The 25471-nt window shown below is 61.3% G+C and carries 24 protein-coding genes; 15 read left to right on the top strand and 9 right to left on the bottom strand.

Translation table 11 applies throughout. The features are described from left to right. The 5 genes from QN224_RS17665 (at position 1) to QN224_RS17645 (ending at position 7500) form a co-directional block, all read left to right on the top strand. Positions 1–1149, top strand: coding sequence for a hypothetical protein (locus QN224_RS17665; RefSeq protein ID WP_173509552.1), 1149 nt, complete (start codon positions 1–3; stop codon positions 1147–1149). Between the two features lie 2 nt (positions 1150–1151). Beyond that, on the top strand, positions 1152–3068 hold the full coding sequence (locus QN224_RS17660) for an AAA family ATPase (protein WP_283977740.1): 1917 nt from the start codon (positions 1152–1154) through the stop codon (positions 3066–3068). A gap of 49 nt (positions 3069–3117) precedes the next feature. Then, positions 3118–4407 carry a DUF6638 family protein gene (locus QN224_RS17655; RefSeq protein ID WP_283977739.1) on the top strand — a complete coding sequence of 430 codons (1290 nt, stop codon included), beginning with the start codon at positions 3118–3120 and terminating at the stop codon, positions 4405–4407. A 3-nt stretch (positions 4408–4410) separates the two neighbouring features. Beyond that, positions 4411–5637: a DUF2333 family protein gene (locus tag QN224_RS17650; RefSeq protein ID WP_173509555.1), complete on the top strand. Its 1227-nt coding sequence runs from the start codon at positions 4411–4413 to the stop codon at positions 5635–5637. 183 nt (positions 5638–5820) lie between these two features. Further along, positions 5821–7500: a formate--tetrahydrofolate ligase gene (locus QN224_RS17645; protein ID WP_283977738.1), complete on the top strand. Its 1680-nt coding sequence runs from the start codon at positions 5821–5823 to the stop codon at positions 7498–7500. 52 nt (positions 7501–7552) lie between these two features. Here QN224_RS17645 and QN224_RS17640 read toward each other — a convergent pair whose 3' ends face one another. Both QN224_RS17640 and QN224_RS17635 read right to left on the bottom strand, forming a co-directional pair. Further along, positions 7553–8062, bottom strand: coding sequence for a DUF1993 domain-containing protein (locus QN224_RS17640; protein ID WP_283977737.1), 510 nt, complete (start codon positions 8060–8062; stop codon positions 7553–7555). Between the two features lie 152 nt (positions 8063–8214). Beyond that, positions 8215–9057 (bottom strand): extensin family protein, encoded by an 843-nt coding sequence (locus QN224_RS17635; RefSeq protein WP_283977736.1) that lies wholly within the window; start codon positions 9055–9057, stop codon positions 8215–8217. A gap of 276 nt (positions 9058–9333) precedes the next feature. Here QN224_RS17635 and QN224_RS17630 point away from each other — a divergent pair, with 276 nt between their 5' ends. The 5 genes from QN224_RS17630 to queF all read left to right on the top strand — a co-directional run bounded on the left by QN224_RS17630 (position 9334) and on the right by queF (position 15582). After that, a complete protein-coding gene (locus QN224_RS17630; protein ID WP_283977735.1) occupies positions 9334–11562 on the top strand; it encodes a TonB-dependent hemoglobin/transferrin/lactoferrin family receptor in 2229 nt (742 codons plus the stop codon). A 122-nt stretch (positions 11563–11684) separates the two neighbouring features. Next, positions 11685–11729, top strand: coding sequence for a trpE operon leader peptide TrpLE (trpLE, locus tag QN224_RS17625; protein WP_184108869.1), 45 nt, complete (start codon positions 11685–11687; stop codon positions 11727–11729). 114 nt (positions 11730–11843) lie between these two features. Beyond that, positions 11844–14033, top strand: coding sequence for an anthranilate synthase (locus QN224_RS17620; RefSeq protein WP_283977734.1), 2190 nt, complete (start codon positions 11844–11846; stop codon positions 14031–14033). A gap of 167 nt (positions 14034–14200) precedes the next feature. Next, positions 14201–15121, top strand: coding sequence for a cation diffusion facilitator family transporter (locus QN224_RS17615; RefSeq protein ID WP_173509561.1), 921 nt, complete (start codon positions 14201–14203; stop codon positions 15119–15121). Beyond that, positions 15118–15582, top strand: coding sequence for a preQ(1) synthase (gene queF / locus QN224_RS17610; RefSeq protein ID WP_283977733.1), 465 nt, complete (start codon positions 15118–15120; stop codon positions 15580–15582). Before QN224_RS17615 ends, queF begins: the two co-directional genes overlap by 4 nt. A 110-nt stretch (positions 15583–15692) precedes the next feature. Here queF and QN224_RS17605 read toward each other — a convergent pair whose 3' ends face one another. Beyond that, on the bottom strand, positions 15693–16169 hold the full coding sequence (locus QN224_RS17605; RefSeq protein ID WP_283977732.1) for a GNAT family N-acetyltransferase: 477 nt from the start codon (positions 16167–16169) through the stop codon (positions 15693–15695). Between the two features lie 247 nt (positions 16170–16416). Here QN224_RS17605 and QN224_RS17600 point away from each other — a divergent pair, with 247 nt between their 5' ends. The 3 genes from QN224_RS17600 to leuA all read left to right on the top strand — a co-directional run bounded on the left by QN224_RS17600 (position 16417) and on the right by leuA (position 19149). Next, positions 16417–17004 carry an ATP-dependent Clp protease proteolytic subunit gene (locus tag QN224_RS17600; protein WP_173509564.1) on the top strand — a complete coding sequence of 196 codons (588 nt, stop codon included), beginning with the start codon at positions 16417–16419 and terminating at the stop codon, positions 17002–17004. Positions 17005–17198: 194 nt separating this feature from the next. Next, positions 17199–17420, top strand: coding sequence for a hypothetical protein (locus QN224_RS17595; protein WP_283977731.1), 222 nt, complete (start codon positions 17199–17201; stop codon positions 17418–17420). A 16-nt stretch (positions 17421–17436) separates the two neighbouring features. Beyond that, positions 17437–19149 carry a 2-isopropylmalate synthase gene (leuA, locus tag QN224_RS17590; protein WP_283977730.1) on the top strand — a complete coding sequence of 571 codons (1713 nt, stop codon included), beginning with the start codon at positions 17437–17439 and terminating at the stop codon, positions 19147–19149. A 94-nt stretch (positions 19150–19243) separates the two neighbouring features. Here the strand turns inward: leuA and QN224_RS17585 are convergent, their stop codons facing one another. The 4 genes from QN224_RS17585 to QN224_RS17570 form a co-directional block, all read right to left on the bottom strand. Beyond that, entirely contained in the window at positions 19244–20071 is an 828-nt protein-coding gene (locus tag QN224_RS17585) for an anti-sigma factor (RefSeq protein ID WP_283977729.1), read from the bottom strand. A 3-nt stretch (positions 20072–20074) separates the two neighbouring features. Further along, positions 20075–20593 carry an RNA polymerase sigma factor gene (locus tag QN224_RS17580; protein ID WP_173509567.1) on the bottom strand — a complete coding sequence of 173 codons (519 nt, stop codon included), beginning with the start codon at positions 20591–20593 and terminating at the stop codon, positions 20075–20077. A gap of 226 nt (positions 20594–20819) precedes the next feature. Continuing rightward, positions 20820–21368 (bottom strand): tetratricopeptide repeat protein, encoded by a 549-nt coding sequence (locus QN224_RS17575; RefSeq protein ID WP_283977728.1) that lies wholly within the window; start codon positions 21366–21368, stop codon positions 20820–20822. A gap of 169 nt (positions 21369–21537) precedes the next feature. After that, complete coding sequence (locus QN224_RS17570; RefSeq protein WP_283977727.1) at positions 21538–22440, bottom strand: metallophosphoesterase; 903 nt, start codon at positions 22438–22440, stop codon at positions 21538–21540. Between the two features lie 88 nt (positions 22441–22528). On the opposite strand from QN224_RS17570, the gene QN224_RS17565 reads away from it, so the two are divergent. Then, positions 22529–23020, top strand: coding sequence for an NUDIX domain-containing protein (locus QN224_RS17565; protein WP_283977726.1), 492 nt, complete (start codon positions 22529–22531; stop codon positions 23018–23020). A 3-nt stretch (positions 23021–23023) separates the two neighbouring features. Here the strand turns inward: QN224_RS17565 and QN224_RS17560 are convergent, their stop codons facing one another. Beyond that, on the bottom strand, positions 23024–24055 hold the full coding sequence (locus tag QN224_RS17560; protein WP_283977725.1) for a glutathione S-transferase family protein: 1032 nt from the start codon (positions 24053–24055) through the stop codon (positions 23024–23026). Positions 24056–24316: 261 nt separating this feature from the next. Between QN224_RS17560 and QN224_RS17555 the strand changes: the two genes are divergently transcribed. Continuing rightward, the gene (locus tag QN224_RS17555) at positions 24317–24877 is read left to right on the top strand and encodes an N-acetyltransferase (protein ID WP_283977724.1); all 561 of its coding nucleotides are present in this window, start codon (positions 24317–24319) and stop codon (positions 24875–24877) included. Between the two features lie 16 nt (positions 24878–24893). On the opposite strand, the gene QN224_RS17550 is transcribed toward QN224_RS17555, so the two are convergent. Continuing rightward, positions 24894–25379, bottom strand: coding sequence for a GNAT family N-acetyltransferase (locus QN224_RS17550; protein WP_283977804.1), 486 nt, complete (start codon positions 25377–25379; stop codon positions 24894–24896). Between the last annotated feature and the right edge of the window lie 92 nt (positions 25380–25471).

The raw sequence follows: 25471 nt of genomic DNA, 5'->3' as shown, positions 1-25471 counted from the left end.
ATGAACACCGCCGCATCCGTAGCCGTACGGCAATATTTCACCTCCATCCGGTCCGCGCTCGCGGGGCTCGAGCTGTTTCTCGGCGACCGCAATTCACCGCTTTACCGCAACACGGTGGTGGGCGAGGTCATCGTTCCCTATCTCGCCCGGTTGAAGTCCTCGATCGCCTGCTGGGAGAATCGCATCGGTTTCGTCGAACGGTTCCGGATTTCACGCGCTGAAAGCGGCTTCCCGGTGTTCCAGAATGTGCTGGAGCTGGAAAACGACCGGCAGAGTGCGGAAAAGCGTCTGGCGAGCATTCCTCCTGCCGATGCGCTCCGCGAGGAGATGGCCGACTTCATACTCAGGCAGAAGGCGTTTCCGGAGGTGCTGCAAGCCCGCATGGCCGAAAGGCTCTACCTCGAGCAGATCGGCAAGGGCGATATATTCTCGCCCTTCATCCTGCCGGAGACGATCCGGGTCGCGGTCAACCCTAAGACGATGAGGCCCTACTACGTCGTCTCCTGGGGCGCCTTCGACGGCACCCAGACGCTCCCCATGGTTTACATGGCGACGATCGAGGATTCGTCGGAAAAGATCGTCGAGATGTTGGTTACGCGTGACGGCAAGCTCAATCCGGACATCGAGATTCCACTGCCGGTCGGCGGTCTGCTCAACCCGGAACTTGCGAGCCGCTTCGATGACTTCGCCTCGAAGAACAGCGCCTATTCGCTGACGCCGGTGACGATCGCCACGAATCTCGACAAGGATTTCCCGGAACTCCATCCGAAACAGCTTCGGCGCATCGTGCTCGGCCCCTTCTATTCGGCCGGGATCACCGAGAATAATGCCAGGATCAACGACATCCTTTCCAAAGTGCGCAAGACGGAAAATGCCTGGCTTTTGACCTGGACGGTGCAGGAGGTTTTCTCCAAGGCCGAGCGTCCGGCGGAGCGCGGCTTCTGGTCCTCGACGCCGGCGCAGGAGGAGTTTCACATCGATACGGACAATCTCGAGGCTGCCCGGATGGGCGTCAGCTCTTACGAAAAGCATGCGCTCGTGCCGCACGATGCCTATCAGGCGCTCTACGCCGCGGGCGAGGCCGGTGAGGTTTTCGGGGACTACAAGGTGCACGTGATTTCCGGCAACCAGGTGGTGAGCGAGGTTTGACCATGACGCTGAATACCGGCCTGACGACGCTGCACGAGGACGATATCGCGAAGCATCAGGCGACAGCCCAGAGCCTTGTCACCAAGCTGGTCATCCTCGAACGGGACGACGCATCCGGGGGAACGCCGCTCGCCGGCACCGGCCGTCGCTTTGTCTCGACCGTTTCGACCGGCGGGCAGCGCCGCACGCGCGAGGTCGAGCTTCAGCGCACGATCCAGTCGGTGCGCGGTGCCGATCCGCTCTTTTCGCCGGCCCAGCATGCCGTCCTTTACCGGACGCGCCGGGGCATTCAGGTCGCGCTTGCCGTCGCCGACGTCTTCGGGCGGCAGACGAACCTCGAGCAATTGCAGGCGCGCAACGCCACTGCGCCGCTCGGCGGCGAGCAGGCGAGCCAATTCAAGGGGCTGCTTTCGGCCGCCGCCTATGTCGCCGCTTTCACGCTCGCGGCCTATCTGGGCGCGACGCTGCAGGGAGAAGGCGAGCCTGTCGATGATGCGGCAGAGCCGGATTTTCTCTTCGATACACCACAGGATGCGCTGAAGAGCATGGTTGCGGGGCTCGACCGCAGCATTGCCGGCGCCCCGGACGATCTTGCCTTGACCGCCCGGACGCGCGCCTTTTCACGCGTCGCCATCGAAGGACTGATCGCCCGCAAGGCGCGGTTCACCGGTCTCCAGAGCTTTGAAAACGTCCATATCCGGCTCGACCAGGATGACTTCACCCTGAACGGTTTCGATGTCGCGCCGGGGCAGAAGCGCAAGCCGTTGGTGATGACCTTCAAAAAACCGGAGGAAATCATCGGCAACCACATCGCCAAGTATCAGGCGCTGAAGCTTGCCAAGATGCTGATGGCCTATGATTTCGACCGGCAGATGAATCCCTTCGTCGAACTCGGCGGCTTTCTCTTCACCTTCATTGGCGACGGCATGCCCGGCACCGGCAAGACGATCCTGATACAGATGCTGGCCGGAATGCTCCACGATTACTGCGGTGTCGCCGGTTATGCCTTCCACTACGAGAATTTCGGCGTCGACCAGATTTCGTCCTACCAGGGCAAGTCCGGCCAGAACTGCAAGGAGTTCGTCAACAATGTCATGAATCCTCGGGCGATCGGCTTCGGCACGATCGACGATGTCGACCAGGTGGCGGCCAGGCGTTCCGATGACCGGGCGTCGGCCGGTCAGCATGAGGTGACGGCGGTTCTGATGGAGAGTTTCGCGGGTGCCTCGACCGTCGTGCGCGGCAACTGCACTTTCGGCATGTTCTCGAACTACCCCGAAAATGTCGATGATGCGCTGCGTCAGCGCGCCGGTGCACGCTGGCTTGTCGATGGGCCGCAGACGGAAGGCGACTACATCGACATTTTTGCGCTGCTCGTCGGCAAGAACCACAAGATCCCGCTGGGCGAGCACGATCTCTATGCCGGTCAGGAGATCAAGCGCGCGGTCTCGCAGTCCTACGAGGCCCATTCACGGCCAAAGGAGGAGGGGCTTGCCGCCGTTTGGGCGCGCTACGAGAAAGAAAAGGGCAAGATCGCCACGCTCGCCGATGTCGGCGCCTACCTGCACATGATCAAGGAGGCCGAACCGCGCTTCACCGGCCGGGCGATCAGGAACATCACCGACGCGATCAAGATGCGGGCGATGGACGTCGAACTGCCCGACGACTGGTTCAAGGATGCGGGCGCTTTCATGCACAAGCCCTACGACGAGAAGAAGTCGATGATCGAAGACTTGCGCGGTCCGATCACGATTGAGATGGTACTGCAGGAAATCAATCGTTATGCCGACAGCGAATTCCGCTACACCGACAAGTCGGACGATGCCGCCGTCAGCGAGATCCTTCGCCGCGAGCGCCAGCGCGAAAAGGCGGTCCGCGAAATCGAGACGATGAAGCGCGAGGGCAGGTGGCAGGCATGACCGGTGAGCATGGAGAGTGCTCAAGTGCCGCAGCGAGGAGCATTCCCGCATGAAGCGCCTCCTCGAAGCCGAATTGATCTACGGTCGGCTACTCGACATTTCCGAGCCGCATCTCGTGGCGCGCTACAACAAGGCGCTCGAAGGTTTCGGCCTGAAACCGACGGCGCTCGATCGCTTCAGCATCGACATGACGGGTTTTTCGCCGGACATCGCCGATGAACTCGGGGATCGCGACTATCTCGACCCGAACCGGGTCAACCGGCGCTTCATCGTCCTGACGCCTGCACAGGTGGACCTTCCCGTCGTCCATACGAGTTTTTCCAACACTGCGGCGCTGATGCATGAATTCTTCAACGCCAACAGCCGGGCGATCAACGCCGTGACGATCAAGGATGCGCTTTACGGCGAGATCGAGGACTCGGTTTCGGTGGTCGAGGACATCGACGACCTCCTGTCGATCAACGAGGTTCGTTTCCGAGTCCTTTCGGCGGAAGACATGCTCGGCAAGGCAACCGAACTCAGGGAACTGGTGGACCGGTTGAAGAAGATACCAACGGCCTGGTCCGACGACGCCATGCTGAACCGGATGGTGGAGCTCGCGAAAGTGACCGGCGACATCCGGCAGAACGCGCTGGTGCCGAACGAACTCGTTTTCCGCCATGAGGCCTTCTGGGCCAATCACTTCGGCGGCGTGTATGTCTTCCTCGACGAGAAGACGACGACAGTGATCTGCGATCCCTCGGTACCCGGTTTCAGGCGGTCGCGGCCGTGGCAGGTGAGCTACATCGCCATCAACGATCACGCCCGTATCTACGAGTTTCTCGCCCGGACCAACCGGCTGCAACTGCCACAGGCTTCCTGGGTGCAGGAATCCGGCCTGTTCCAGCACCGTGCGGATATGATCATTCGAGGACTGATCAACGATACCGATCCGACTGCCGACCCCATGAATGCCGACCGGATCTGGCTGCAGACCTGGATCCACCGCAATGCAGCGCTTGTGTCGCGCGACGGAACCTACCCCTTTCTCCAGGAAATGACCCGGACGATTGCCGCGACGGGCACGATCACCATGGCGGAGGTTCCGCCGGAGAATCGCTTCCTGCTCGTGCGCGCCGCACCGATGCACCCGGATCAATGGCTGGTGAATCGCCTCATCTCACAGCTCGTTCCCCGCGATTTCGTCTCCCGCTTCGTGTTCGACAAGCAGGGATTCTATGACGCTTACGAGCGCTACAGCGAAAAGTTCCGGGAATATGTTGTGGCGACATTGACCAGTACGTATCTCAAGGACAAGGCCGCCTTCCGGCACAAGCTCTACGGCCTCAAAGAGGAATAGGACATGTTCGATCCGATCGTTGCGTTCTTCCAGCGGGTTTTCACGGCGATCGGCCGTGGCATCGGCCTTGCTGTTGCCTGGCTCCTCTGGCCTTTCGTGGCAATGGGCAACTGGTACCGGCAGCGAAGCTGGATCATCAAGGGTCCGATCGGCCTTATCCTGCTCGGTCTGATCCTGTTCTACGGCTATTTCGTCTGGCAGACCCAGGCATGGACCAATTTCAATCCTGACTATGTCGACCGCTACAAGCTTGCCGACCGCAAGGTGCCGGCCGGTTCGCCGGTCAGCGGTCCCGGTGCCGCCACGACAGGGCAGGTCGGTGCCGCAGGCGCCACGAACCAGGCAACCGCGGCCGCCCCGCCGGCTGAAGGCGAGTCCACGGAGGCACTTGCGGCAGCGCAATTGCCCGCTGGAACCGTGTGTCAGACCTCGGCGATCGTCGATGTCGCGGCCGATCTCATCGATGTCAGTGTTAACCAGAATGCCTGGATATCGTCGATGCTGCTCTACAAACTGGGCTTTTTCGGGCTCGATTGGGACGACACGCCCTGGCTTGACAACAAGGCATCATTCCAGCGCGGCATCAACCAGGCCGTGCGCCGTACCGCGGTCGAGCTCGTCGATTCGCTTGGCCGCGTTCGTGGGACGTCAGGCGTCAACAATGATCTGCAGAGCGCGCGCGGCAACATCCAGTTCGACGAGGAGACCTGGTATTTCGGTATCAATCCGTTCGGGCCCAAGACCCCGACACCGAGCTTCTATCGCGCGGCCATGCGCGATCTCAGGAAATTCAACGTTTCGCTCGGCAAATGCGAGGCGATCTTCGACGGCCGGTCGGACAACATGGTCGAATTCCTCGACCGCGTCGCTAACGATCTCGGCAACACCTCGGCCATCATCCGCGAGCGCTCCGAATTCCACAATGGCGGCTGGTTCGACACGCGCGCCGACGACCGCTTCTGGTTCGCCTTCGGCCAGCTCTACGGTTACTATGGCATTCTCTCGGCGGCCGGTGCCGATTTCGAGAATGTCGTCGCGCAGCGCGGGCTGACGCCGATCTGGACTGAAACGATGAAGCAGCTTCGCGCCGCGTTGAACATCCAGCCACTCATCATCTCGAACGGCCGCGAGGATGGCTGGATCATGCCGACGCATCTGGCGACGATGGGCTTCTACATTCTTCGCGTGCGGTCAAACCTCGTGGAAGTGCGCGACATTCTCGCCCGCTAGGCATTTCACCGTTCCATTGAAACAGTGAAATGCTCTAACTCTTTGAGACTACCCAATTCCGGACCGAAAACCGTTACACTTTCCTGGAATTGCTCTAACGGGCGGAACATTCGGAACAGACTTTACATGCGCTCCGCCAAGAGGAGGGCGGAGTGGAAAAACATAAGCTGAGGGGGAGCAGCCATGGCGGAGATAAGGTCCGATATCGAGATCGCGCGTGCCGCGACGAAGAAGCCGATCCTTGAGATCGGCGCCAGACTCGGCATTCCGCCGGAGGCGCTTCTGCCCTACGGCCATGACAAGGCGAAGGTCGGCGCCGATTTCATTGCCGCGCAGAAGGAGAAGAAGAACGGCCGGCTGATCCTGGTGACGGCGATCAACCCGACGCCGGCCGGCGAGGGCAAGACGACAACCACGGTCGGTCTCGGTGACGGTCTCAACCGCATCGGCAAGAAGACGATCGTCTGCATTCGGGAAGCGTCGCTTGGTCCCTGCTTCGGCATCAAGGGAGGGGCGGCCGGCGGCGGCTATGCGCAGGTCGTGCCGATGGAGGATATAAACCTCCATTTCACCGGCGATTTCCACGCCATTACCTCGGCGCATAACCTGCTCGCGGCGTTGATCGACAATCATATCTATTGGGGCAACGAACAGAACATCGATGTCCGCCGTATCGCCTGGCGGCGGGTGATGGATATGAACGACAGGGCCCTGCGCCATATCGTCGGCTCGCTCGGCGGTGTCGCCAACGGCTATCCGCGGGAAACCGGCTTCGACATCACCGTCGCATCCGAGGTGATGGCGATTCTCTGTCTTGCGCAGGACCTCAAGGATCTCGAGACGCGTCTCGGCAATATCATCATCGGCTATCGGCGCGACAAGAGCCCGGTGCACGCCCGCGACATCAAGGCGGACGGGGCAATGACGGTGCTCCTCAAGGATGCCATGCAGCCGAATCTCGTACAGACTCTCGAGAACAACCCGGCCTTCGTTCATGGCGGCCCCTTCGCCAATATCGCTCATGGTTGCAATTCGGTCATCGCCACCACGACGGCTCTGAAGCTTGCGGATTATGTCGTGACCGAGGCCGGTTTCGGCGCCGATCTCGGCGCGGAGAAATTCTTCGACATCAAGTGCCGCAAGGCCGGATTGAAACCGGATGCAGCGGTCGTCGTCGCCACGGTGCGAGCGATCAAGATGAATGGTGGCGTAAAGAAGGACGATCTCGGCAAGGAGAACATCGACGCCCTCAGGAAGGGGTGCGCCAATCTCGGACGCCACGTGCAAAACGTCAAGAAATTCGGTGTCCCGGTGCTTGTCGCGATCAACCATTTCACCTCCGACACGGACGCGGAAATCCAGGTGATCAAGGACTATGTCGCGACGCTTGGCTCCGAGGCGATCCCCTGCAAGCACTGGGCTGAAGGCTCCGCAGGGATCGAAGATCTCGCACGGAAAGTCGTCGAACTGGCCAATGCCGGCCACTCGCAGTTCTCACCGCTCTATCCCGACGACATGCCGCTCTTCCACAAGATCGAGACGATCGCCAAGGATATCTATCACGCGAGCGAGGTCATCGCCGACAAGCTGGTTCGGGACCAGCTGAGGACCTGGGAGGACCAGGGTTACGGCCGCCTGCCGATCTGCATGGCCAAGACGCAATATTCCTTTTCGACGGACCCGAATCTCCGCGGCGCGCCGACCGGTCACGCCGTGCCGATCCGCGAAGTCCGGCTCGCCGCCGGCGCCGGCTTCATCGTCGTCATCACCGGCGAGATCATGACCATGCCGGGTCTGCCGAAGGCGCCCTCGTCGGAGAGGATCTACCTTAACGAGCAGGGTTATATCGAGGGCCTGTTTTGAAAATGGTGCAACGGGCGATGCGCGTCTGTCGCCCGCCGCATCCTCGACGATCTCAGCCGAGGCCGCCGATGTAATCGCCCTTGCCGATCGGAACGCCCTTGTGGCGGAGAATGTCGTAGGCGGTCGTGATGTGGAAATAGAAGTTCGGCAGCACGAATTGCAGCAGGTAATCCTCGCCGGTGAACGTCACTTTGAGCTTGGGGAAGTTGAGCGTCACTTCGCGGTTTTCGCTGCCTTCGAGATCGCCCGGCCGGATCGTCTCGAGGAACGCGACCGTCTTGGCGATCCGCTCGCGTAATTCGGCGAAGCTTCGTTCCTCGTCCGGAAAGCGCGGCGGCTCGATTGTCGTCAGCCGCCCGATCGCGTTCTTGCTGGTGTCGCTCGCCCGTTGGATCTGTCCGGCGAGCGGCAGCATATCCGGCGCAAGCCGTGCCTCGAAGAGTTCCGTGAGCGGTATGCCCTTCTCCGAAGCGAAGGCTTCCGCCTTGTCGAGCAGGCCATCGAGGGCGGAAAAGCCGCGGATGAAGGCGGGTGCGGAAAGCTTGTACATGGTCAGCGGCATGGATTGTTCCTTGAACGGTGGCGGGCAATGGTGCGGCACAATTATACTGTTCGCCATAGATCGTGCCTGGCAGGAACGATTTCAATCGCGGCGCTCCTGCGAGCGTCGCTTGGCCCCAATAATCAACCGCGCCGACCCGGCTTGATCGCCGCCTATCGACAGTAGCGATAGCCGTTCTTGCGTTCGATGACATCGAGATGCAGGTGCGTCTCGTGGGCTGGATCGCTGCCTGGATCGAGGACGGTGGTGAAATAGAGGCAGGCGGTTGCCGTGACGGCGCGCTGGAACGCGCCGGTCAGCGTGCCGTCCTCGTCGCGCGGCTGAATAGCGATGGTCCTGCCGTCGTCGAGCGTAAAGGAAGCGATGTCGACCGCGTTGCCATGGGCGTGTTCCGATATCTTGCCGGTCGTTGCGTTGTTGCGCCGGCGGCAGACATAGGCCGAGGCCTGGTTCAACGCGGTGATTCGGGTGTCCGGCCCGAAAGCCGTAGCGGCGGCGGGGATCGCCGACTCCTTGGTCCAGCGGGCAAGCGCCAGTGCCGCTGCGCAGCGCATCGTTCCCTCGGGCTTCAATGCGACGCCCGGCAAGACCGCGCTCACGCGAAGCGGTTTGTCGATGCCGCAGCCCTTGCCGTCGTCGATGCGCTTAGCGTCAACAAACGTGCCGCCGAGCGCTTTGAGGGCGGCGAGGCAGGATGCGTGCGCCTCGGGGTTTTCGTCTTGCACCGGGATGATGGGTTCTTCTGCGTCTTCGCCAGCCGGGGCTCCGTCCTGGGAGACACCGTCTTTCTCTTCCTGGTCAGGCTCGGCACTTGTCTCGCCCCGCTCATCAGCGTCGCCTTCGTCGTCCCTGGGCGGCGGGGCAGGCTTTGGCTCCGGAGTCGCCTGCTCGCCGGCGACTCCGGGTTTCTCGGCCGGTATTGGCCCCTTCTTGGGAAGGCTTACGCCCGAAAGAATCAAGACGGACAGCAGTATGATACCGGCGGAGTGGCGCATGCAGGTCCTTCCCATCCGTTGCGGCCGAAGCACTCAAAACGCATGAGAAGCAATCCTGTTTCAAATTGTGCTGAAACTGAGGACGAGGCCGGCCGAAAGCTTGAGTGGAACGCGCGCCGGCACCCCTAGATTTATATTGACAATTACACTCATGTTTTCTTATGTGGCCTAAATGAGGCGACGCACCGACACGTCGCAGGCATCCAAACCGCCCAGCCAGCCCCTTGAGTTTGCCGCTCAACAGCAAGCCCGGCCAACATCTCAAAGGACTGGTCCATGCTCAACCGGCATCATCGCCTGGCTCTTCTCGCGTGCACGGCGTTTGTCACTCTGGCGGGCGCCGCCATCTCCCATGCACAATCGATCACAAACAACGAAACAGCGGCTGCCGAGAAGCAGGGGCGCGTAACGCCGCTGAAGACGCTGACGGTCAGGACAGGAGAGCAGGAGGGTGTGGCCGACACGCCGCTTGCCTCGCAGGTAACCGAACAAGAACTCGACGACAATCAGATATCGAGCTTCGAAGATCTCGGCAGAACGCTCGAGCCGGGCGTGTATTTCAACCGGGACAACGGCAGCGTCAACATTCGCGGCCTGGACGGGCCACGGATATTGACGCTTATCGACGGTATCGCGATCCCCTTTCTCGACGATGGCGGGAGGGATGCGGACGGCGGCATCGACAGTTTCGATTTCAGCGAATTGTCGACCGTCGACATTGTTCGCGGGGCGGATTCGAGCCGTGCCGGCGGTGGCGCGCTTGGCGGGGCAGTGGTGTTGCGCACGCTCGATCCTGAAGATCTGATAGGCGAGGGCAGGACCTGGGGCGGCATATTCAAGTTTGCCTATGACGGCGAAGACGAAAGCCTTGGCGGTTCCGCTGCCGTGGCGGCGCGCTACGACAACACGGCCGTCCTGTTTCAGGGCGGCTACAAGAAGGGGCACGAACGCCAGACCGGCGGCGACAATGGCGCCTACGGCACCGGTCGGACCGAGGCCAATCCGGCCGATTTCGACCAGAACAACGTTCTCGTCAAAGTCAAGCAATACACAGACAGCGGGCATGGCTTCACGCTGACCGGCGAGCGTTTCGATCGCGACGAAGACACCGATCTTCGGCATGCGCAGACCGGCGCCACCTATCGGCCGGGCGAGTGGGATGGCACGGAAGTCAACAAGCGTGATCGAATCTCGCTGAACTACGAGTTCGAAGCGACCGACGGCGACGCGCTCTTCGACGCGGCGAACGCCGTGTTCTACTGGCAGGACCTCATCCGTGAGAGCGGTACGCACGGCGTGCGCTATGCTACTCCGACAGGTGATTACCGGCGTCTGAGCGAAGTCGAGGATCGCGGTTTTGGTAGCGCCGGTTATGTCGAGAAGGGGTTCGACGCCGGTTACTTCCACCATACGGTGACGCTCGGCGGCGACTTCTACATCAACACCACGACGCAATATTCGTCGGGCAAGGATAGCTGCGGGCCGGGACCCTATCCGCCTTTCAGCTCGTGCAACTTCCTGCATTCCAACCAGTCGGACATGCCGGACGTCGAGAGCAAGCGCTTCGGCATATTTGTTCAGGATGAGATCGCCTTCGGAGAAACGGGTTTCTCGCTTACCCCGGGTCTTCGCTACGACTGGTACGAGCATTCTCCGCAGGAAACGGCCGCCTATACGCGTAATCCGAACTACAATGGTCTACCGGATGGGCAGGACGGGGATGCCTTGTCTCCTAAGTTGCTCGCCAAGTATCAGGCAACGGACAATATCGAACTGTTTGCCCAGTGGGCCATGGCGTTCCGCGCTCCGACCGCAACCGAGCTCTATCTCGACTACGGTGCCCCCGGCACCTATCTCCGCCTCGGCAATCCGGATCTGAAACCGGAAACGAGCAGCGGTGTCGAGATCGGCGCCAATCTCGGCGATACGGATTTCGGAGGCCGCATCACGGGCTTCTACAACCGCTACCGCAACTTCATCGATTCCGTGGACGCGCCGGTCCAGGATCCGATCAATTATCCCTTCGGCGTCACGCAGTACATGAACCGCAACCGCGTGCAGATCTCCGGCGTCGAGCTCGCGGCTCACAAGATCTTCAATTCCGGCGTTACGCTCCGCGGTTCGGTCACCTATGCGCTCGGCAAGGATCTCGACACCAACGAGCGCCTCGGTTCGGTTGCGCCTCTCAAGGGCGTGCTTGCCGTTGGTTACGAGACCGAAACCTGGGGAACGGAGCTGGCGATGATCGCGGCGAAGGACGTGTCCGAAAAGTCCGACGCCAGCTTCAAGGCTCCGGGTTACGGCATCTTCGACCTCACCGGATGGTGGAAGCCGGAGCAGGTCGAGGGCCTGACGATGCGCGCGGGCATCTATAACCTGTTCGATAGGGAATATTACGACGCGATCTCCGTTCGCGACGTCACCCTGACGTCTACGGGTCCCGGCAGGGCGTTCTATTCGGAGCCTGGAAGAACCTTCAAGTTTTCGCTGACGCAGCGTTTCTAGCCGGTTCTCCACCGCAAAGAGGAAGGGCGGCGGCGAGCGGCTGCCCCTCCTTGCGTGATTGGCAAACAGCGCGCCGTTTTCCCGCTTGCTAAGCCCCGCAAGCCGCGCTAACACTTTCGCCCATGATGAACGCACGCAACATCTCGATCTGGTGGTGGGCTCGCTGAGGCGGCCTTGACCAGTCATGCGTGATTGAGACATGAAGCCGCCCGGAGATTTCGAGGCGGCTTTTTCGTATTCAGAGCCGTGTGGAAAGACCGGGCTTTTACGGAGCGAGGCGAATGGCAACGGTAATTCTGGAAGACGGCGCGGAGAGCTACACCACCGAAGGCGGCATCGTCGTCACGCGCAGGCGGCGCGATGCGTCCTACACGGACGCGATCTCGTCCTGCGTCGACAGGCTCGACGAGCGGCGCGGTGCGGTTTTCTCCTCAAACTACGAGTATCCCGGCCGTTATACCCGCTGGGATACCGCCGTCGTCGATCCTCCGCTCGCCATTTCTTCCTTCGGTCGCTCGCTCTGGATCGAAGCCTATAACGGTCGCGGCGAGGTGCTGCTCGCGGTCATCGGCGAGCATCTGAAAACCGTGGCGGATATCACGCCTGGCACGTCGACGGCCCGTCGGCTCGATCTCACCATCAACGAGCCGGACCGTGTCTTTACCGAGGAGGAGCGCTCGAAGATGCCGACCGTCTTCACGGTTCTTCGCGCAGTGACCAGCCTCTTCCATTCGGCCGAGGATGCCAATCTCGGCTTCTATGGCGCCTTCGGCTACGACCTTGCCTTCCAGTTCGACGCGATCGACCTCAAATTGCAGCGGCCAGACGACCAGCGCGACATGGTCCTCTTCCTGCCCGACGAAATCCTCGTCGTCGACCACTATGCGGCGAAGGCATGGATCGACCGCTACGACTTTGCCAAGGATGGCCTCTCGACCGAGGGCAAGGCGGCGGAAATCGCGCCGGAGCCGTTCCGCACGGTCGACAGCATTCCGCCGCATGGCGATCATCGGCCGGGCGAATATGCGGAGCTCGTGGTCAAGGCCAAGGAAAGCTTCCGTCGTGGCGATCTTTTCGAGGTCGTGCCGGGACAGAAATTCTACGAGCGCTGCGAGAGCCGCCCTTCGGAGATTTCCAAGCGGCTGAAGGCGATCAACCCGTCTCCCTATTCCTTCTTCATCAACCTCGGGAACCAGGAATATCTCGTCGGCGCCTCGCCGGAAATGTTCGTCCGGGTCTCCGGTCGCCGCATCGAGACCTGCCCTATCTCCGGCACGATCAAGCGGGGCGACGACCCGATCGCCGACAGCGAGCAGATCCTGAAGCTCCTGAATTCGAAGAAGGACGAATCCGAACTCACCATGTGTTCGGACGTCGACCGCAACGACAAGAGCCGCGTTTGCGTGCCGGGTTCGGTGAAGGTGATCGGCCGACGCCAGATCGAGATGTATTCGCGGCTGATCCACACGGTCGACCATATCGAGGGCCGCTTGCGTGACGACATGGACGCTTTCGACGGCTTCCTCAGCCATGCCTGGGCGGTGACGGTCACCGGCGCGCCGAAGCTCTGGGCGATGCGCTTCATCGAGAGCCATGAGAAGAGCCCGCGCGCATGGTATGGTGGCGCAATCGGCATGGTCGGCTTCAATGGCGACATGAATACCGGCCTGACCTTGCGCACCATCCGCATCAAGGACGGCATCGCCGAGGTGAGGGCGGGCGCTACGCTGCTCTACGATTCCAATCCGGAAGAAGAAGAAGCCGAAACCGAACTGAAGGCATCCGCCATGATTGCAGCCATCCGCGACGCCAAATCGGCCAACAGCGCCAAGGTCGGGCGTGACGTTGCGCCGGTGGGCGCGGGCGTCAATATCCTGCTCGTCGATCACGAGGACAGCTTCGTCCATACGCTGGCGAACTATTTCCGGCAGACGGGCGCGACCGTCACCACCGTTCGCACGCCGGTTGCCGACGAGATCCTCGACCGCGTCAAGCCGGACCTCGTCGTACTCTCGCCCGGTCCGGGCACCCCGAAGGATTTCGACTGCAAGGCGACGATCAAGAAGGCGAGGGCGCGCGAGCTGCCGATCTTCGGCGTCTGCCTCGGCCTGCAGGCACTGGCCGAGGCCTATGGCGGCGATCTCAGGCAACTGGCGATCCCGATGCACGGCAAGCCTTCGCGCATCCGCGTGCTGGAACCCGGCATCGTCTTCTCCGGTCTCGGCAGGGAAGTGACGGTCGGACGCTACCATTCGATCTTTGCCGATCCCTCCAGCCTGCCGGGCGAGTTCATGATCACGGCAGAGAGCGAGGACGGCACGATCATGGGCATCGAGCACATGAAAGAGCCGGTGGCGGCGGTGCAGTTCCATCCGGAATCGATCATGACCCTTGGCGGTGACGCCGGCATGCGGATGATTGAAAACGTGGTGGCGCATCTCGCCAAGCGGGCGAAGACCAAGGCCGCCTGAGACCTTTGAACGGCGTTGGCGCTACAGCGCCGCGCAGCCCTTTGACAAGAGGGTCGTTATTGCCCATATGGTCCTTGGAACCCGCCTGCGCGAAAATTCGCGTGGGCGGTTTTGCGTTTGAATGGGCTTGCATTTGCAACTCGTTTGCATCTGCACGAGGAATGAAGATGACCGCATCCGACAATCGAAGCGTCCAGAGGCTCGCCTTTTGGGGCATACCGCTTTCCCTAGGCGTCATGGGGCTGAAGATGTTCGCCTGGTGGGTGACCGGTTCGGTGGCGCTTCTGTCCGACGGGCTGGAATCTTCCGTCAACGTGATCGCTGCGGTGATTGCCTATGCGATGATCGGCTACGCCGCAAAACCGGCGGATGCTGGCCATCCGTTCGGGCATCACAAGGCGGAGTATTTTTCCGCGGTCATCGAAGGCGTGCTGATCGTCGTGGCAGCGCTTCTGATCATATGGGAGGCCGTACCCGAGATGATGGCGCCCGTCCTGCTGAATGCGCCGGCCCTCGGCCTTGCCATCAACTTCGTCGCCGGCATCATCAATGCGATCTGGGCCTACCTGCTGATCCGCGCCGGCACGCGACATCGCTCGCCGGCGCTGAGCGCCGACGGACACCACATTCTCTCCGACGTCGTTACATCGGCGGGCGTGCTCGCCGGCCTTCTTCTTGCCATTGCCACCGGCTACGCGATCCTCGATCCGCTGCTGGCGGTGATCGTCGCCGGGAACATCCTCTTCCAGGGTTGGAAGGTCATCTCGCGTTCGGTCGACGGACTGATGGACAAGGCCGTGCCAGCGGAGGAGGAAGAGGCGATCAAGCAGGCAATCGCGGCGAATGCCGGCGGCTCGCTCGGCGTTCACGATCTGAAGACGCGGCAGGCAGGCCCGGCGATCTTCGTCGATTTCCACATGGTCGTACCGGAAGCCATGCCCGTCGGCGACGCCCATGACATTTGCGACCGTATGGAGGACGCCATCCGGGTCGTTCATCCGGGCGCGAGAATAGCCATACATGTCGAGCCGGAAGGCGAGAAGGCGCACGGCGTGCGCGTGAAAATCAGTGGAGCAGTAAGGAAATGACAAAAACGGACGTATCGGGACTTTCACAACTCGGGACAAAGGTCGACCTGCCGCAGAGCCCGGACGAGGCGGTGCTCGAAAGGGTGCCGAGCAATCATGCGGGCACGGACTTCGTCGTCCGCTTCACAGCGCCGGAGTTCACCTCACTTTGCCCGATGACCGGGCAGCCGGATTTCGCGCATATCGTCATCGACTATCTACCGGACGGTTGGCTCGTGGAGTCGAAGTCACTCAAGCTCTTCCTGCACTCCTTCCGCAATCACGGCGCTTTCCACGAGGATTGCACCATCGACATCGCCAAGCGGCTGGTGTCGCTGCTTTCGCCGAAGTGGCTGAGGATCGGCGCCTATTGGTATCCGCGCGGCGGCATTCCGATCGACGTCTTCTGGCAGACCGGCGCGCCGCCGGAGGGTGTCTGGCTGCCGGATCAGGGTGTTCCAACCTATCGCGGCCGCGGGTGAATTCACTGAAAGCGCATCGCATTCAATTGGAGTCACGCGACGCGCTTCAAGTCTTTGTTTGCGTGCATGTCGTTGTCCCGATACCGCTGCACACTTGCGGGCGACATGCATTAGAGGGACTTCGACAGACCGATCTTCTCCAGATCGGTCTCCAGAACAGGATCGAAAGTGATCTTCCTCCAAAGCTGTCGATATCCAAGGTTCTGATAGAGCCGAAGGGCTCGTTCGTTTGCTGCAGCCACGTGGATCCGCGCCTCAGTGTGTCCCCGCTCAGCGATTTGCGCCTCAAGCGCAGCTATGAGGGCCGATCCGGCGCCTCGCCCTTCGAAGGCGGGGGCTACCCAGAGGTCGCTGATGGTGTCGTCTGCGTGCTCGCAAGCGCCGATGCCTGCCGGTTCTCCATCGATCTCAGCGACCAACACGCGCGGGCCGAGCTCCCGGAGGAATGGAATGAACGGATTGCCGTGCTCGATCTTCGCCGTAACGGGCTTTGGGACAAGCGGCTCTATTCCCTTGCGCCACGCGGACAGACCGATCTGAGCAAGAGCTTCCAGCTCGTGCGGCATGGCAGCGCGAATTACCAGCATTCAGATTTCCTTTGTTAAACGGCCAGGGTCGGCTCGGCTGAAAGCCAAGCCGCATGTCCCTGCGCCGTCTTCATGACGCACTGATCTTATTGTCCTTTTGCGCGCTGTCCAACCAGCGTTTGCAGCTCCAACATTTACCATGGCGGCAGCGCCTGCCATCCGAATCCTTCTTCGAGTGCCTGTTGCATTGTCTTCGCCGTCGAGTCGCATTATCTGACTTAAAGACATTTCATGAGGAGTCCGAAGAATGCGGAACGACGACGAACAGGAAGAAAAGAAGACCGAATTGCCGCTCGGCAAGGAAACGGAGGCGAACCTTTTCAAGTCGCGTTCGATTTTCATTTACGGCACAATCACCCAGGAACTGGCGCAGAAGGTTTGCTCGCAGCTCGTGGCGCTCGCTTCCGCCAGCGATGACGATATCCGCATTTTCGTCAATTCTCCCGGCGGTCACGTCGAATCCGGCGACAGCATTCATGACATGATCAAGTTCGTGAAGCCGAAGGTCTGGACGATCGGGACCGGGTGGGTCGCTTCCGCCGGCGCCCTGATCTATGTCGGTCCGCCGAAGGAACGGCGGCTCTGCCTGCCCAACACGCGCTTCCTGCTTCACCAACCGTCCGGCGGCACTCGCGGCATGGCGTCCGATATCGAGATCCAGGCTCGCGAAATCCTCAAGATGAACGAGCGCCTGAACAAGATCTTCTCCGAAGCAACCGGCCAACCGGTCGAGAAGATCGCCAAAGATACCGATCGCGACTACTGGCTTTCGGCCGAGGAAGCGCAATCCTACGGCCTCGTTTCGCGGATCATCACGTCGATCGCCGACGTCTGAGCCCGGCAAGGCCAAATGCATCGAGGGCATCGGCCGCGCGCCGGTGCCTTTTTTCTTTACTTCGTTTTTTGCTTTCTCGGATGAAGCGGCTTCGGCGCGATGTCTCCCTTGCCCTGTTTCGGCAAGCCGTGTATAGGCTTTCCCCATGACTGGCGCGAACGTACATAAGATCGCAGCGATCTTCTCCGGACACGATGACAATCGTGCGCCGTCCCGCGCCTTCGCCTCGCTTCTTCTTCTCGGCCTTATTCGCGGTTGCCGGGTTCGCTGAGGAGCGCCCGGCGGCCGAAAAGCCTCGCCGGCAGATGCTCCTCGAATCCCTAAAAGAGCTGAAACAAAAGGCGCGGCCCCGCGGCGTTAGCGATCGCAATGACTTCGATGATCGGCTATTGCATATGGCAAGCCACGCCCAGTGACGAAGAGAAGCTGCACATGATTCTGAAACCGCATTCCATCAAAGCCGGCATGCCCGACGCGGCGGTGAAATATCAGCCTTACCCGCAGATCGCGCTGCCGGATCGTACCTGGCCGTCCAAAACCATCGCTCAGGCGCCGATCTGGTGCTCGGTGGATCTGCGCGACGGCAACCAGGCGCTGGTCGATCCGATGGGCCACGACCGCAAGGCGCGCATGTTCCATCTGCTGCTGGACATGGGCTTCAAGGAAATCGAGATCGGCTTCCCGTCCGCCTCGCAGACCGATTTCGACTTCGCACGCTGGTGCGTGGAGGAGTGCAATGTCCCCGCCGACGTGTCCTTGCAGGTGCTGGTGCAATGCCGGCCGGAATTGATCGCCCGCACGTTCGAGGCGCTCGAGGGCGCACACAAGCCGATTGTCCACTTCTACAATTCGACGAGCGAATTGCAGCGCCGCGTGGTGTTCGGCAAGGACGTCGCCGGCATCAAGCAGATCGCGACCGATGCGGCCAAGATGATCACTGATATGGCGGCGAAGGCCGGCGGCGGCTACCGTTTCCAGTATTCGCCGGAGAGCTTCACCGGCACGGAACTCGAAGTGGCGCTGGAGATCTGCAACGCCGTCACCGAAATCGTCAAACCGACGCCGGACAACAAGCTGATCATCAATCTGCCCTCAACCGTCGAGATGGCGACGCCAAACATCTATGCCGACCAGATCGAGTGGATGTGCCGAAATCTCGACAACCGCGAGAACCTGATCATCTCGCTGCACCCGCATAACGACCGCGGCACCGGCATCGCTGCGACCGAGCTGGGCCTGATGGCGGGCGCCGACCGCGTCGAGGGGACGCTCTTCGGCAATGGCGAGCGCACCGGCAATGTCGATGTGGTGACGCTGGCCCTGAACATGTTCACGCAGGGCGTCGACCCGAAGCTCGACTGCTCGGATATCGAGCGGATCAAGGAAGTCTACGAATATTCCAACCAGATGGTCATTCCGGAACGCCATCCTTATGTCGGCGAACTGGTCTACACCGCCTTTTCCGGATCGCACCAGGACGCGATCAACAAAGGCATGAAGGCGATCAAGCAGGCAAACAAGCCGCTCTGGGAGGTGCCCTATCTGCCGATCGACCCGCGCGACGTCGGTCGCAGCTACGAGGCGATCATCCGCATCAATTCCCAGTCGGGCAAGGGCGGCATTGCCTATATCTTGCAGGAGGACTACGGCATCAACCTGCCGCGCAACCTGCAGGTCGAGTTCCGCGAGGACATCCAGCGCATAACCGACGAGGAGGGCAAGGAACTCCCGTCGAAGCGGATCCATGCCCGTTTCCTCGAACGCTACGTGGAGCAGCCCCACGCGCGGCTCAAATTCGTCGACCACCAGACCTATCCCGCCGGAGAGCACAAGGGCGGCCTGCGTGTCGTTGCCGCGGAGATCACCGACAGGGGCGAGACCAGGCGGATCGAGGGCAAGGGTACCGGCCCGATCGATGGCTTCATCAACGCACTGTCGATCTATCTCGGCATCGAGCTTTCGGTGGCGGACTATTCGGAGCATTCGCTGCAGCATGGTTCGAATGCTGCGGCCATTGCCTATGTCGAGGTCGAATATCCCGGCGGCACGCTGTTCGGCGTTGGCATCAACACCAACATCGTCGCCGCCTCGCTGGAGGCCATCGTGTCAGCGGCCAACCGGGTGCTGGAGATGAAGGCGGCATAAGGACCGCCAACATCAGCCTATGCAGAAAAGCCGCGCCGGTTCTTCGGACCGCGCGGCTTTTTCATTTCCGTGCCTTACAGCGCCGCTGTAGTGGTCAGATGCTCGCTGCCACAGCTTCTGCGAGCTCGCGGAGGCCTGCATCCGCGGACGGGCCGACGAGCACCAGGGATGCGTCGCCTTTCTGCCAGGAGATCAGTCCGAGGTTGTCGCGTATATCCTCGCGGAACTGATCCGTTTGCGGTTTGTCTCCGCCCTTGAGGAAGCAGATCGCGTAGATATCGCCCTCGCGGTCGCGGTAGATGAGCTGGCCGACGGGCTTGCCATCAACCACCAACAGCCTTGCACCCTCGAAGGTGAGGCCCTTGCTTGCGAGATCCGGGGTCTTGAAGCCGATGCCGACGCTGGAGGCGAGCCATGTCTCGATCTTCGGCCCGTCCGACGCAGGCGCCTCGACAAGGTGCTCCTTCTGCCGGGAATAGATGCGATGGTAGTCGGCGATCTCATCGATCCATGGACGCGTGGAGGCGCTGCCTTCGGGTTCGGCCACGTACTGCGTGCTACCAACGATGAAGCCGACAGCGCCGCCGAGAAGCAATAGTGTCACGGCCGCGGCCATGACCCGCGGCCAGACGCGAACGGTCGGAGCCGGCAGGTTGGCCGTCGCTACGCGCTCGGACCTTGGATTGATGCCGGGCCCCTGCTTGATCTGGCGCACCAGCGCCAACGGCACTGGATCATGAAGGAAATCCTCGAAGGCCTTGTTGCCAAAGGCGCTGCCGGCTTTGAGCTTCTCGAGCATGACCTTGGCGTCCTCGTCACGCGCCAGCAACGCGTCGAGTTCGGCCCTCTCGGCCTCGCCGAGCTCGCCGTCTATATAGGCGGACAACCGAACCTCAAGCGCTTGACCTGTCGTCTGCTGCAATGGTCAGGCCCTCCTTTCGGTATTCTCGGACAGCATGGCGGCGAGCCTCAGACGGGCGGTGGACAGCCTGCTCATCACGGTCCCGATCGGCACGCCGAGAATATCTGCGGTCTCGCGGTAGCTGTGCCCTTCGACATTGATCAGCAGGAAGACGCTGGCGAGGCCTTCCGGCATGGACAGGATCATCTTCTGCAGTTGGTTGGCATAGACCGCCTTTTCGGCAACGGCTTCCACACGCAGCTCGCTCTGATCGAAAATGTCGACCGCGCCGCCGCCGGTGCGGACCTTGCGCTTGCGGACTTCGTCGACCCAGAGATTGCGCGTCATGGCATAGACCCAGCTTTCCAGCCGGCCTTCCCCGTTCCATAGATGGCTGCGCGCGATGGCCCGCTCGCAAGCCTCCTGGACAAGGTCATCGGCGTCGTTGGCGTTGCGCGTCAGCGTCATCGCGAAACGGCGCAATTTGGGCAGAAGGCTGACCAAATCCCGTCTGAAGTCTTTCGTCTCTGCCGCTGGGCGCATTGCTCTTCCAATGAGACGTACCGGATCGGGCATCTATTCACCGTGCGAAACGCACTGCCCAATGATATGAAACATTTGATCCGAAGTCTGCAAGGGAAGAGCCGGAACGGAAACAGGTTTTTGCATTCCGGCGTCGTTTCCGGCTGCCTGCTCCTTCGGCCGCAGGCGGGCGGCGGCAGAAGCGGTGCTACACGGCGTAGAAAGTGGGCCGTCGCGGTCCGGCGCGTCAGTAATGATGGCGGGTGCCACCGAGGGATTGGAGCAGAGCCCGGTAGGCCCAGGTGTTTTCGCCGCCACGATCACGAATCTCGACGAGTTGCACCTTTGCTTCCTTGATCCGGCCTTGCTCGACCAGGGCCTGGCCGAGGTAGGATCGGGCGAGGATGTAGTTCTCGTCGGCCTGAAGCGCGCGTTTGTAGAATTGCATGCCGAGTTCAATGCGCCCGGCCTTGCGATTGGCGTAGCCGAGATAGTTGAGGACGCGAGCACTGCGCTGATCGCTTACCGCGCCGAGCACCTTGATCGCATTCTCGTACTGGCCGGCATAGGCAAGTTCGCGCGCGGCTTCGAACAGAATATCGTCTCTGAGACCGCTTTTCTTCGCGTTGACGCACTGGCCCTTGCGCGCATCCCAGATCTTGCCGTTCTTGCACTGGGTGGTCGTTTTGGTCTTGCGCGGCGGCTCGCTGGTATCTTCACCGATGGCCATGGCCGACTGGCTCGAGACCGAAGCCATGAATGCAGCAAGGACAAGGAAAGTCGTTTTTCGATACATCGTGCCTGTCTCCCTCGAACGTCGCGCAGCACGGCCGGTGACCCGACCGACGCACGTGCGTCTCGCAGGCTGCCGCACCCGAACCGCAATATGACGCACAGGCATGACGAATTATTCGTCCCCGTAGGATTTTTCTTTGACGTTTGTCTTTAACGCGGACGGCCCGAGCCTAGAAACGGGTGGTTTCGGCGAGTTCGACGCCGGTCGCGTCGGCATTGAGCGTGTAGCGCTCGCGGCTGAGCTGCCAGTTGCCCGGCTCGCCTGCTATCGAGAAGAGATTATAGGCGGCCGCCGGCTTGCTGCCGCCCGGCCCCTGCGATGCCGAGGCAATGCCGACGACCGGGACCGGCGCAGTCGGCCCTTTCAGCCAGTAAACCGTGTTGAGATGGGTATGGCCGTGAAGTACCAGTTCGGCGCCGCCCGACGAAATGGTCGCCGCAAAACGGCGAATGCCGATCATGCGCTTGTGCATGGAGGTCGCGCCACGGATCGGCGGGTGGTGGATCAGCACGACTCGGAAGAGCCCAGCCTCGCCTGCCGCCCGCAATAGGTTGACCGTGGCGCGCGCCTGCCGCTGGCCGAAGTAGCCGCTTGCGGCGAAGGGCGGCGTCGCGACCGCTGTCGAGCAGCCGATAAGTGCCACCGAGCCGCGCACGCGCACATAGGGAAAGCAGTGATGACTGCGGGCCCAGCCGGGCGGATCGTCGTCACCCCGCATGTAAGCGTACCAGGCGCGCGTCGTCTTCTCATAGGCACCTGGCACATAGGCATCGTGATTGCCCGGTACGATGGAGATATCCCCGGGGTCGCCCGCTTGGGAAAGCCACGCCGTCATAGCCTCGATCTCCAGAGATGAAGCGAGGTTCACGAGATCTCCCGTGATGGCGAGATGGTCGGGATTGCGCTTCTCGATGTCGTCCATCAGGCACGCGAGCGTGCCGGGAAAGAGATGGCGCGCCCGGTTTCTGTGCCAGTTGACGAAACCGGTGATCCGCTTGGAAGCAAGTTCCCTCAGGGACAGATCTGGCAAGGGTCCGAGATGAACGTCCGAAATATGCGCGAGTTTGAACATCGCCCCCGTCTAGCGCATATTCCGCCAGAGTGGAATCACCAGTTCGTAACGATTTCGCGTGAGAACCGCGGCCCACAGGAGGACGTGTTTGGAGCAGGACCGACCGGCGGAATTGCGCAACTGGCGAATTCGCCTGCTGACGCGGTTTGCACATGTCTATTTTGCGCTCTCGCGCGGCATGACACTTGGCGTGCGCGCCGCCTGCTTCGACGGCGAAGGGCGGATCTTCCTCGTCAGGCATTCCTATCTTCCCGGATGGCACCTGCCGGGTGGTGGCCTCGACCGCCATGAAACCGCGGTGGAGGGGCTCGCACGCGAACTGAGGGAAGAAGGCAATCTGGAACTGACGTCGCCGCCGCTACTGGTGCAGGTCTATTACAACCGGGGCACCAGCAAGCGCGATCACGTCATCTTCTTCCGTTGCGACAATGTCCGCCAGCAACAACCGAAGGTTCCTGATCTGGAGATAGCCGCTGCCGGCTTCTTCGCGCTCGACGAACTGCCGGCGGACACGACGCCCGCGACGCGCCGGCGGATTGCAGAACTCGCGGGAACGGAGGCGCCGGACACGTTCTGGTGAGCGTCAATGCGTGCCGGCGGCCGCTCGCCTTGCGGTCTCGCTTGAATGTGTCGCATCGTCAAGGCGATCGCGTCCGTGCGGCGTCGTAAGCTCCACCACCGGGCCGGCCGGCACGACGCCCGTCGGGTTGATCATCGTGTGGCTGCGGTAATAGTGCTCCTTGATATGGCGCATGTTCACCGTGTCGGACACGCCCGGCACCTGGTAAAGGTCGCGCAGGTACCCGTAGAGATTCGGATAGTCGGCAATGCGCCGGATGTTGCATTTGAAATGGCCGACATAGACCGGGTCGAACCGCACCAGCGTCGTGAACAGGCGCCAGTCGGCCTCGGTGATGCGATTTCCGGTGAGATACCGTTGTGAGGCGAGGCGATCCTCCAATTCATCCAACATGGCGAACAAGGCCGTCACGCTCTCGTCATAGGCCTGCTGGCTGGTCGCGAAGCCGGCCTTGTAGACGCCGTTGTTGACGGCGTCATAAATGCGCGCGTTGAGTTCGTCGATTTCACCGCGCAGTTCCGCTGGGCAGAAATCCTCGGTCGAACCGGTAAGATGATCGAAGGCCGAATTGAATATGCGGATAATTTCGGCCGATTCATTGGAGACGATCGTGTTCGTCTTCTTGTCCCAGAGCACGGGCACGGTCACTCGGCCAGAATAACCGGGGTCGGCGCGAACATAAACCTGCCAAAGGGTCTCGGAACCGAAGAGATGGTCGACCGTGCCGCCGATCTCGCCTTTGAACTCCCAGCCGTTGGACAGCATCAGAGGATCGACGACGGAGACCGAGATGATGTCCTCAAGCTTCTTGAGCTTACGGAAAATCAGTGTGCGGTGAGCCCAGGGACAGGCAAGCGAGACATGGAGATGATAACGGTTCGGCTCGGCCACGAAGCCGCCTGCGCCGGAGGGGCCGGGCGATCCGTCGGCGGTGATCCAGTTCCGGAACTGCGCCTCGCTGCGCTTGAAATGGCCTTTCGTCGCCTTGGTGTCGTACCATACGTCCTGCCAGACTCCGTTCACCAGTCTGCCCATGCAACCAACTCCTTCACGTTTTCTCTCATCGTTTATAGATAACGCAGCAGTGGAACGGTAATAGGTGTCAATTTTTGAACAGTGCGTTTTGGGCTTTGACAGGCGGCGATTTTCTGCTATCGCGAGTCCGGAAATTTTTCGTGTTCGGAACGACCGTAACCATGATCCTGTCGGGAAACCTGCGACGACGCTGATGCTGCAAACGCCCCTTGTGGGCGAGCCATCCTTATTGTCCGTTCGCATGCTTGGTTCCCGATATCCATGAAAAAGCACGACATCGTCTATCTGACTGAAGACGCGTCACACGACGCAGCCATCGAAATCATCAACGAAGAAGCCTTTGGCCCCGGGCGGTTCGTGCGCGCCGCTGCCCGTATTCGCGAGCAGGGTCCCCATGATCGTTCGCTGTCTTTCATCTGTGCCGACGATGGCGAGACGATCGCCTCCGTGCGGATGACTCCGGTCACGGCCGGGCCTGTGAAAGGGCACCTGCTTGGCCCGCTCGCGGTGCGGCCGTCGCACAAGAACCGGGGCATCGGTCGCGAACTCGTGCGCATTGCCGTCGAGGCTGCGCGGCGGAAAGGCTCCGAGGCGGTGATCCTCGTCGGCGACCCGCCCTATTATCAGCCGCTCGGTTTCGAGAAGGTCCACTACGGCGCGCTCGAATTTCCGGGGCCCGTGGATCCAGCGAGAGTTCTCGTCGTGCCGATGGCGGCGGACGTCCATGCGCGGCTCAGCGGCGTAATCCGCTGGCGGGACGACAGCGCCGCTCCGGTGGCCGAACTCGCCGTAGAGGCGCAGGCCGAAGGCGCTGCTGCCTGATTTGACAGACGGGCAATCAGATCGGCTTGAGCGTGAACACGTCGAGCCGGTGGTCTCCCACATCCTGCTCACGCAACGACCAGCCAAGTCCTTGGTAGAAGGCACTTTTTGCTGGCACGGCGCAGAGGTAGGCGGTATCGGCGCCCGCTGCGAAGGCGGCGCGCGCGGCATGGCCGACGATGATGCCGCCGACGCCTTGCCGCCGAAACGCCGGGTCCACCCAAACGGCGGCGACCCAGGGTGTATATTGAGGCCGCTCCTCCATGTCGGATGCGATAATCGAGGCGGTTCCGATGAAGGTTGAACCCCGATGGGCGACGATCGCCAGGGGTAGCGGACCGCTTCCGAGATTCTCGCGGACCAAACCGGCGACATGCTCCAGAGCGAATCCTTTCGGTTTCCACCAAGCTCGCCAGACGCGATCGGCAATCGCATCCGCAAAGTGCGGGACGGCGCGAAGATCTGAAATTACGATGTTTCCGTCGGTCACCGGTCCTCGCATTTTCAACTGACAGTATCCGACGAAAATTGGTGTCATCAGAAGCGGCAACAGCGATCCGGTGGTGCCACCGGATCGCTGTTTGAGACTGCGAG

The organism is Sinorhizobium sp. 7-81 (assembly GCF_030124405.1).
Taxonomy (GTDB): Bacteria; Pseudomonadota; Alphaproteobacteria; order Rhizobiales; family Rhizobiaceae; genus Sinorhizobium; species Sinorhizobium psoraleae.
Note: the sequence above shows the minus strand (reverse complement) of the source record. Positions and strands in the feature narration are given on the sequence as shown.

Coding starts and splice junctions, on each gene's coding strand:
- QN224_RS17555 (WP_283977724.1), top strand. CDS start 24,317: ATGAAAAAGCACGACATCGTCTATCTGACTGAAGACGCGTCACACGAC.
- QN224_RS17615 (WP_173509561.1), top strand. CDS start 14,201: ATGACCGCATCCGACAATCGAAGCGTCCAGAGGCTCGCCTTTTGGGGC.
- QN224_RS17605 (WP_283977732.1), bottom strand. CDS start 16,169: ATGCTGGTAATTCGCGCTGCCATGCCGCACGAGCTGGAAGCTCTTGCT.
- QN224_RS17570 (WP_283977727.1), bottom strand. CDS start 22,440: ATGTTCAAACTCGCGCATATTTCGGACGTTCATCTCGGACCCTTGCCA.
- queF (WP_283977733.1), top strand. CDS start 15,118: ATGACAAAAACGGACGTATCGGGACTTTCACAACTCGGGACAAAGGTC.
- QN224_RS17600 (WP_173509564.1), top strand. CDS start 16,417: ATGCGGAACGACGACGAACAGGAAGAAAAGAAGACCGAATTGCCGCTC.
- QN224_RS17660 (WP_283977740.1), top strand. CDS start 1,152: ATGACGCTGAATACCGGCCTGACGACGCTGCACGAGGACGATATCGCG.
- QN224_RS17665 (WP_173509552.1), top strand. CDS start 1: ATGAACACCGCCGCATCCGTAGCCGTACGGCAATATTTCACCTCCATC.
- QN224_RS17560 (WP_283977725.1), bottom strand. CDS start 24,055: ATGGGCAGACTGGTGAACGGAGTCTGGCAGGACGTATGGTACGACACC.
- QN224_RS17580 (WP_173509567.1), bottom strand. CDS start 20,593: ATGCGCCCAGCGGCAGAGACGAAAGACTTCAGACGGGATTTGGTCAGC.
- QN224_RS17630 (WP_283977735.1), top strand. CDS start 9,334: ATGCTCAACCGGCATCATCGCCTGGCTCTTCTCGCGTGCACGGCGTTT.
- QN224_RS17575 (WP_283977728.1), bottom strand. CDS start 21,368: ATGTATCGAAAAACGACTTTCCTTGTCCTTGCTGCATTCATGGCTTCG.
- QN224_RS17655 (WP_283977739.1), top strand. CDS start 3,118: ATGAAGCGCCTCCTCGAAGCCGAATTGATCTACGGTCGGCTACTCGAC.
- QN224_RS17620 (WP_283977734.1), top strand. CDS start 11,844: ATGGCAACGGTAATTCTGGAAGACGGCGCGGAGAGCTACACCACCGAA.
- QN224_RS17550 (WP_283977804.1), bottom strand. CDS start 25,379: ATGCGAGGACCGGTGACCGACGGAAACATCGTAATTTCAGATCTTCGC.
- QN224_RS17635 (WP_283977736.1), bottom strand. CDS start 9,057: ATGCGCCACTCCGCCGGTATCATACTGCTGTCCGTCTTGATTCTTTCG.
- QN224_RS17650 (WP_173509555.1), top strand. CDS start 4,411: ATGTTCGATCCGATCGTTGCGTTCTTCCAGCGGGTTTTCACGGCGATC.
- QN224_RS17640 (WP_283977737.1), bottom strand. CDS start 8,062: ATGCCGCTGACCATGTACAAGCTTTCCGCACCCGCCTTCATCCGCGGC.
- QN224_RS17645 (WP_283977738.1), top strand. CDS start 5,821: ATGGCGGAGATAAGGTCCGATATCGAGATCGCGCGTGCCGCGACGAAG.
- leuA (WP_283977730.1), top strand. CDS start 17,437: ATGATTCTGAAACCGCATTCCATCAAAGCCGGCATGCCCGACGCGGCG.
- QN224_RS17595 (WP_283977731.1), top strand. CDS start 17,199: ATGACAATCGTGCGCCGTCCCGCGCCTTCGCCTCGCTTCTTCTTCTCG.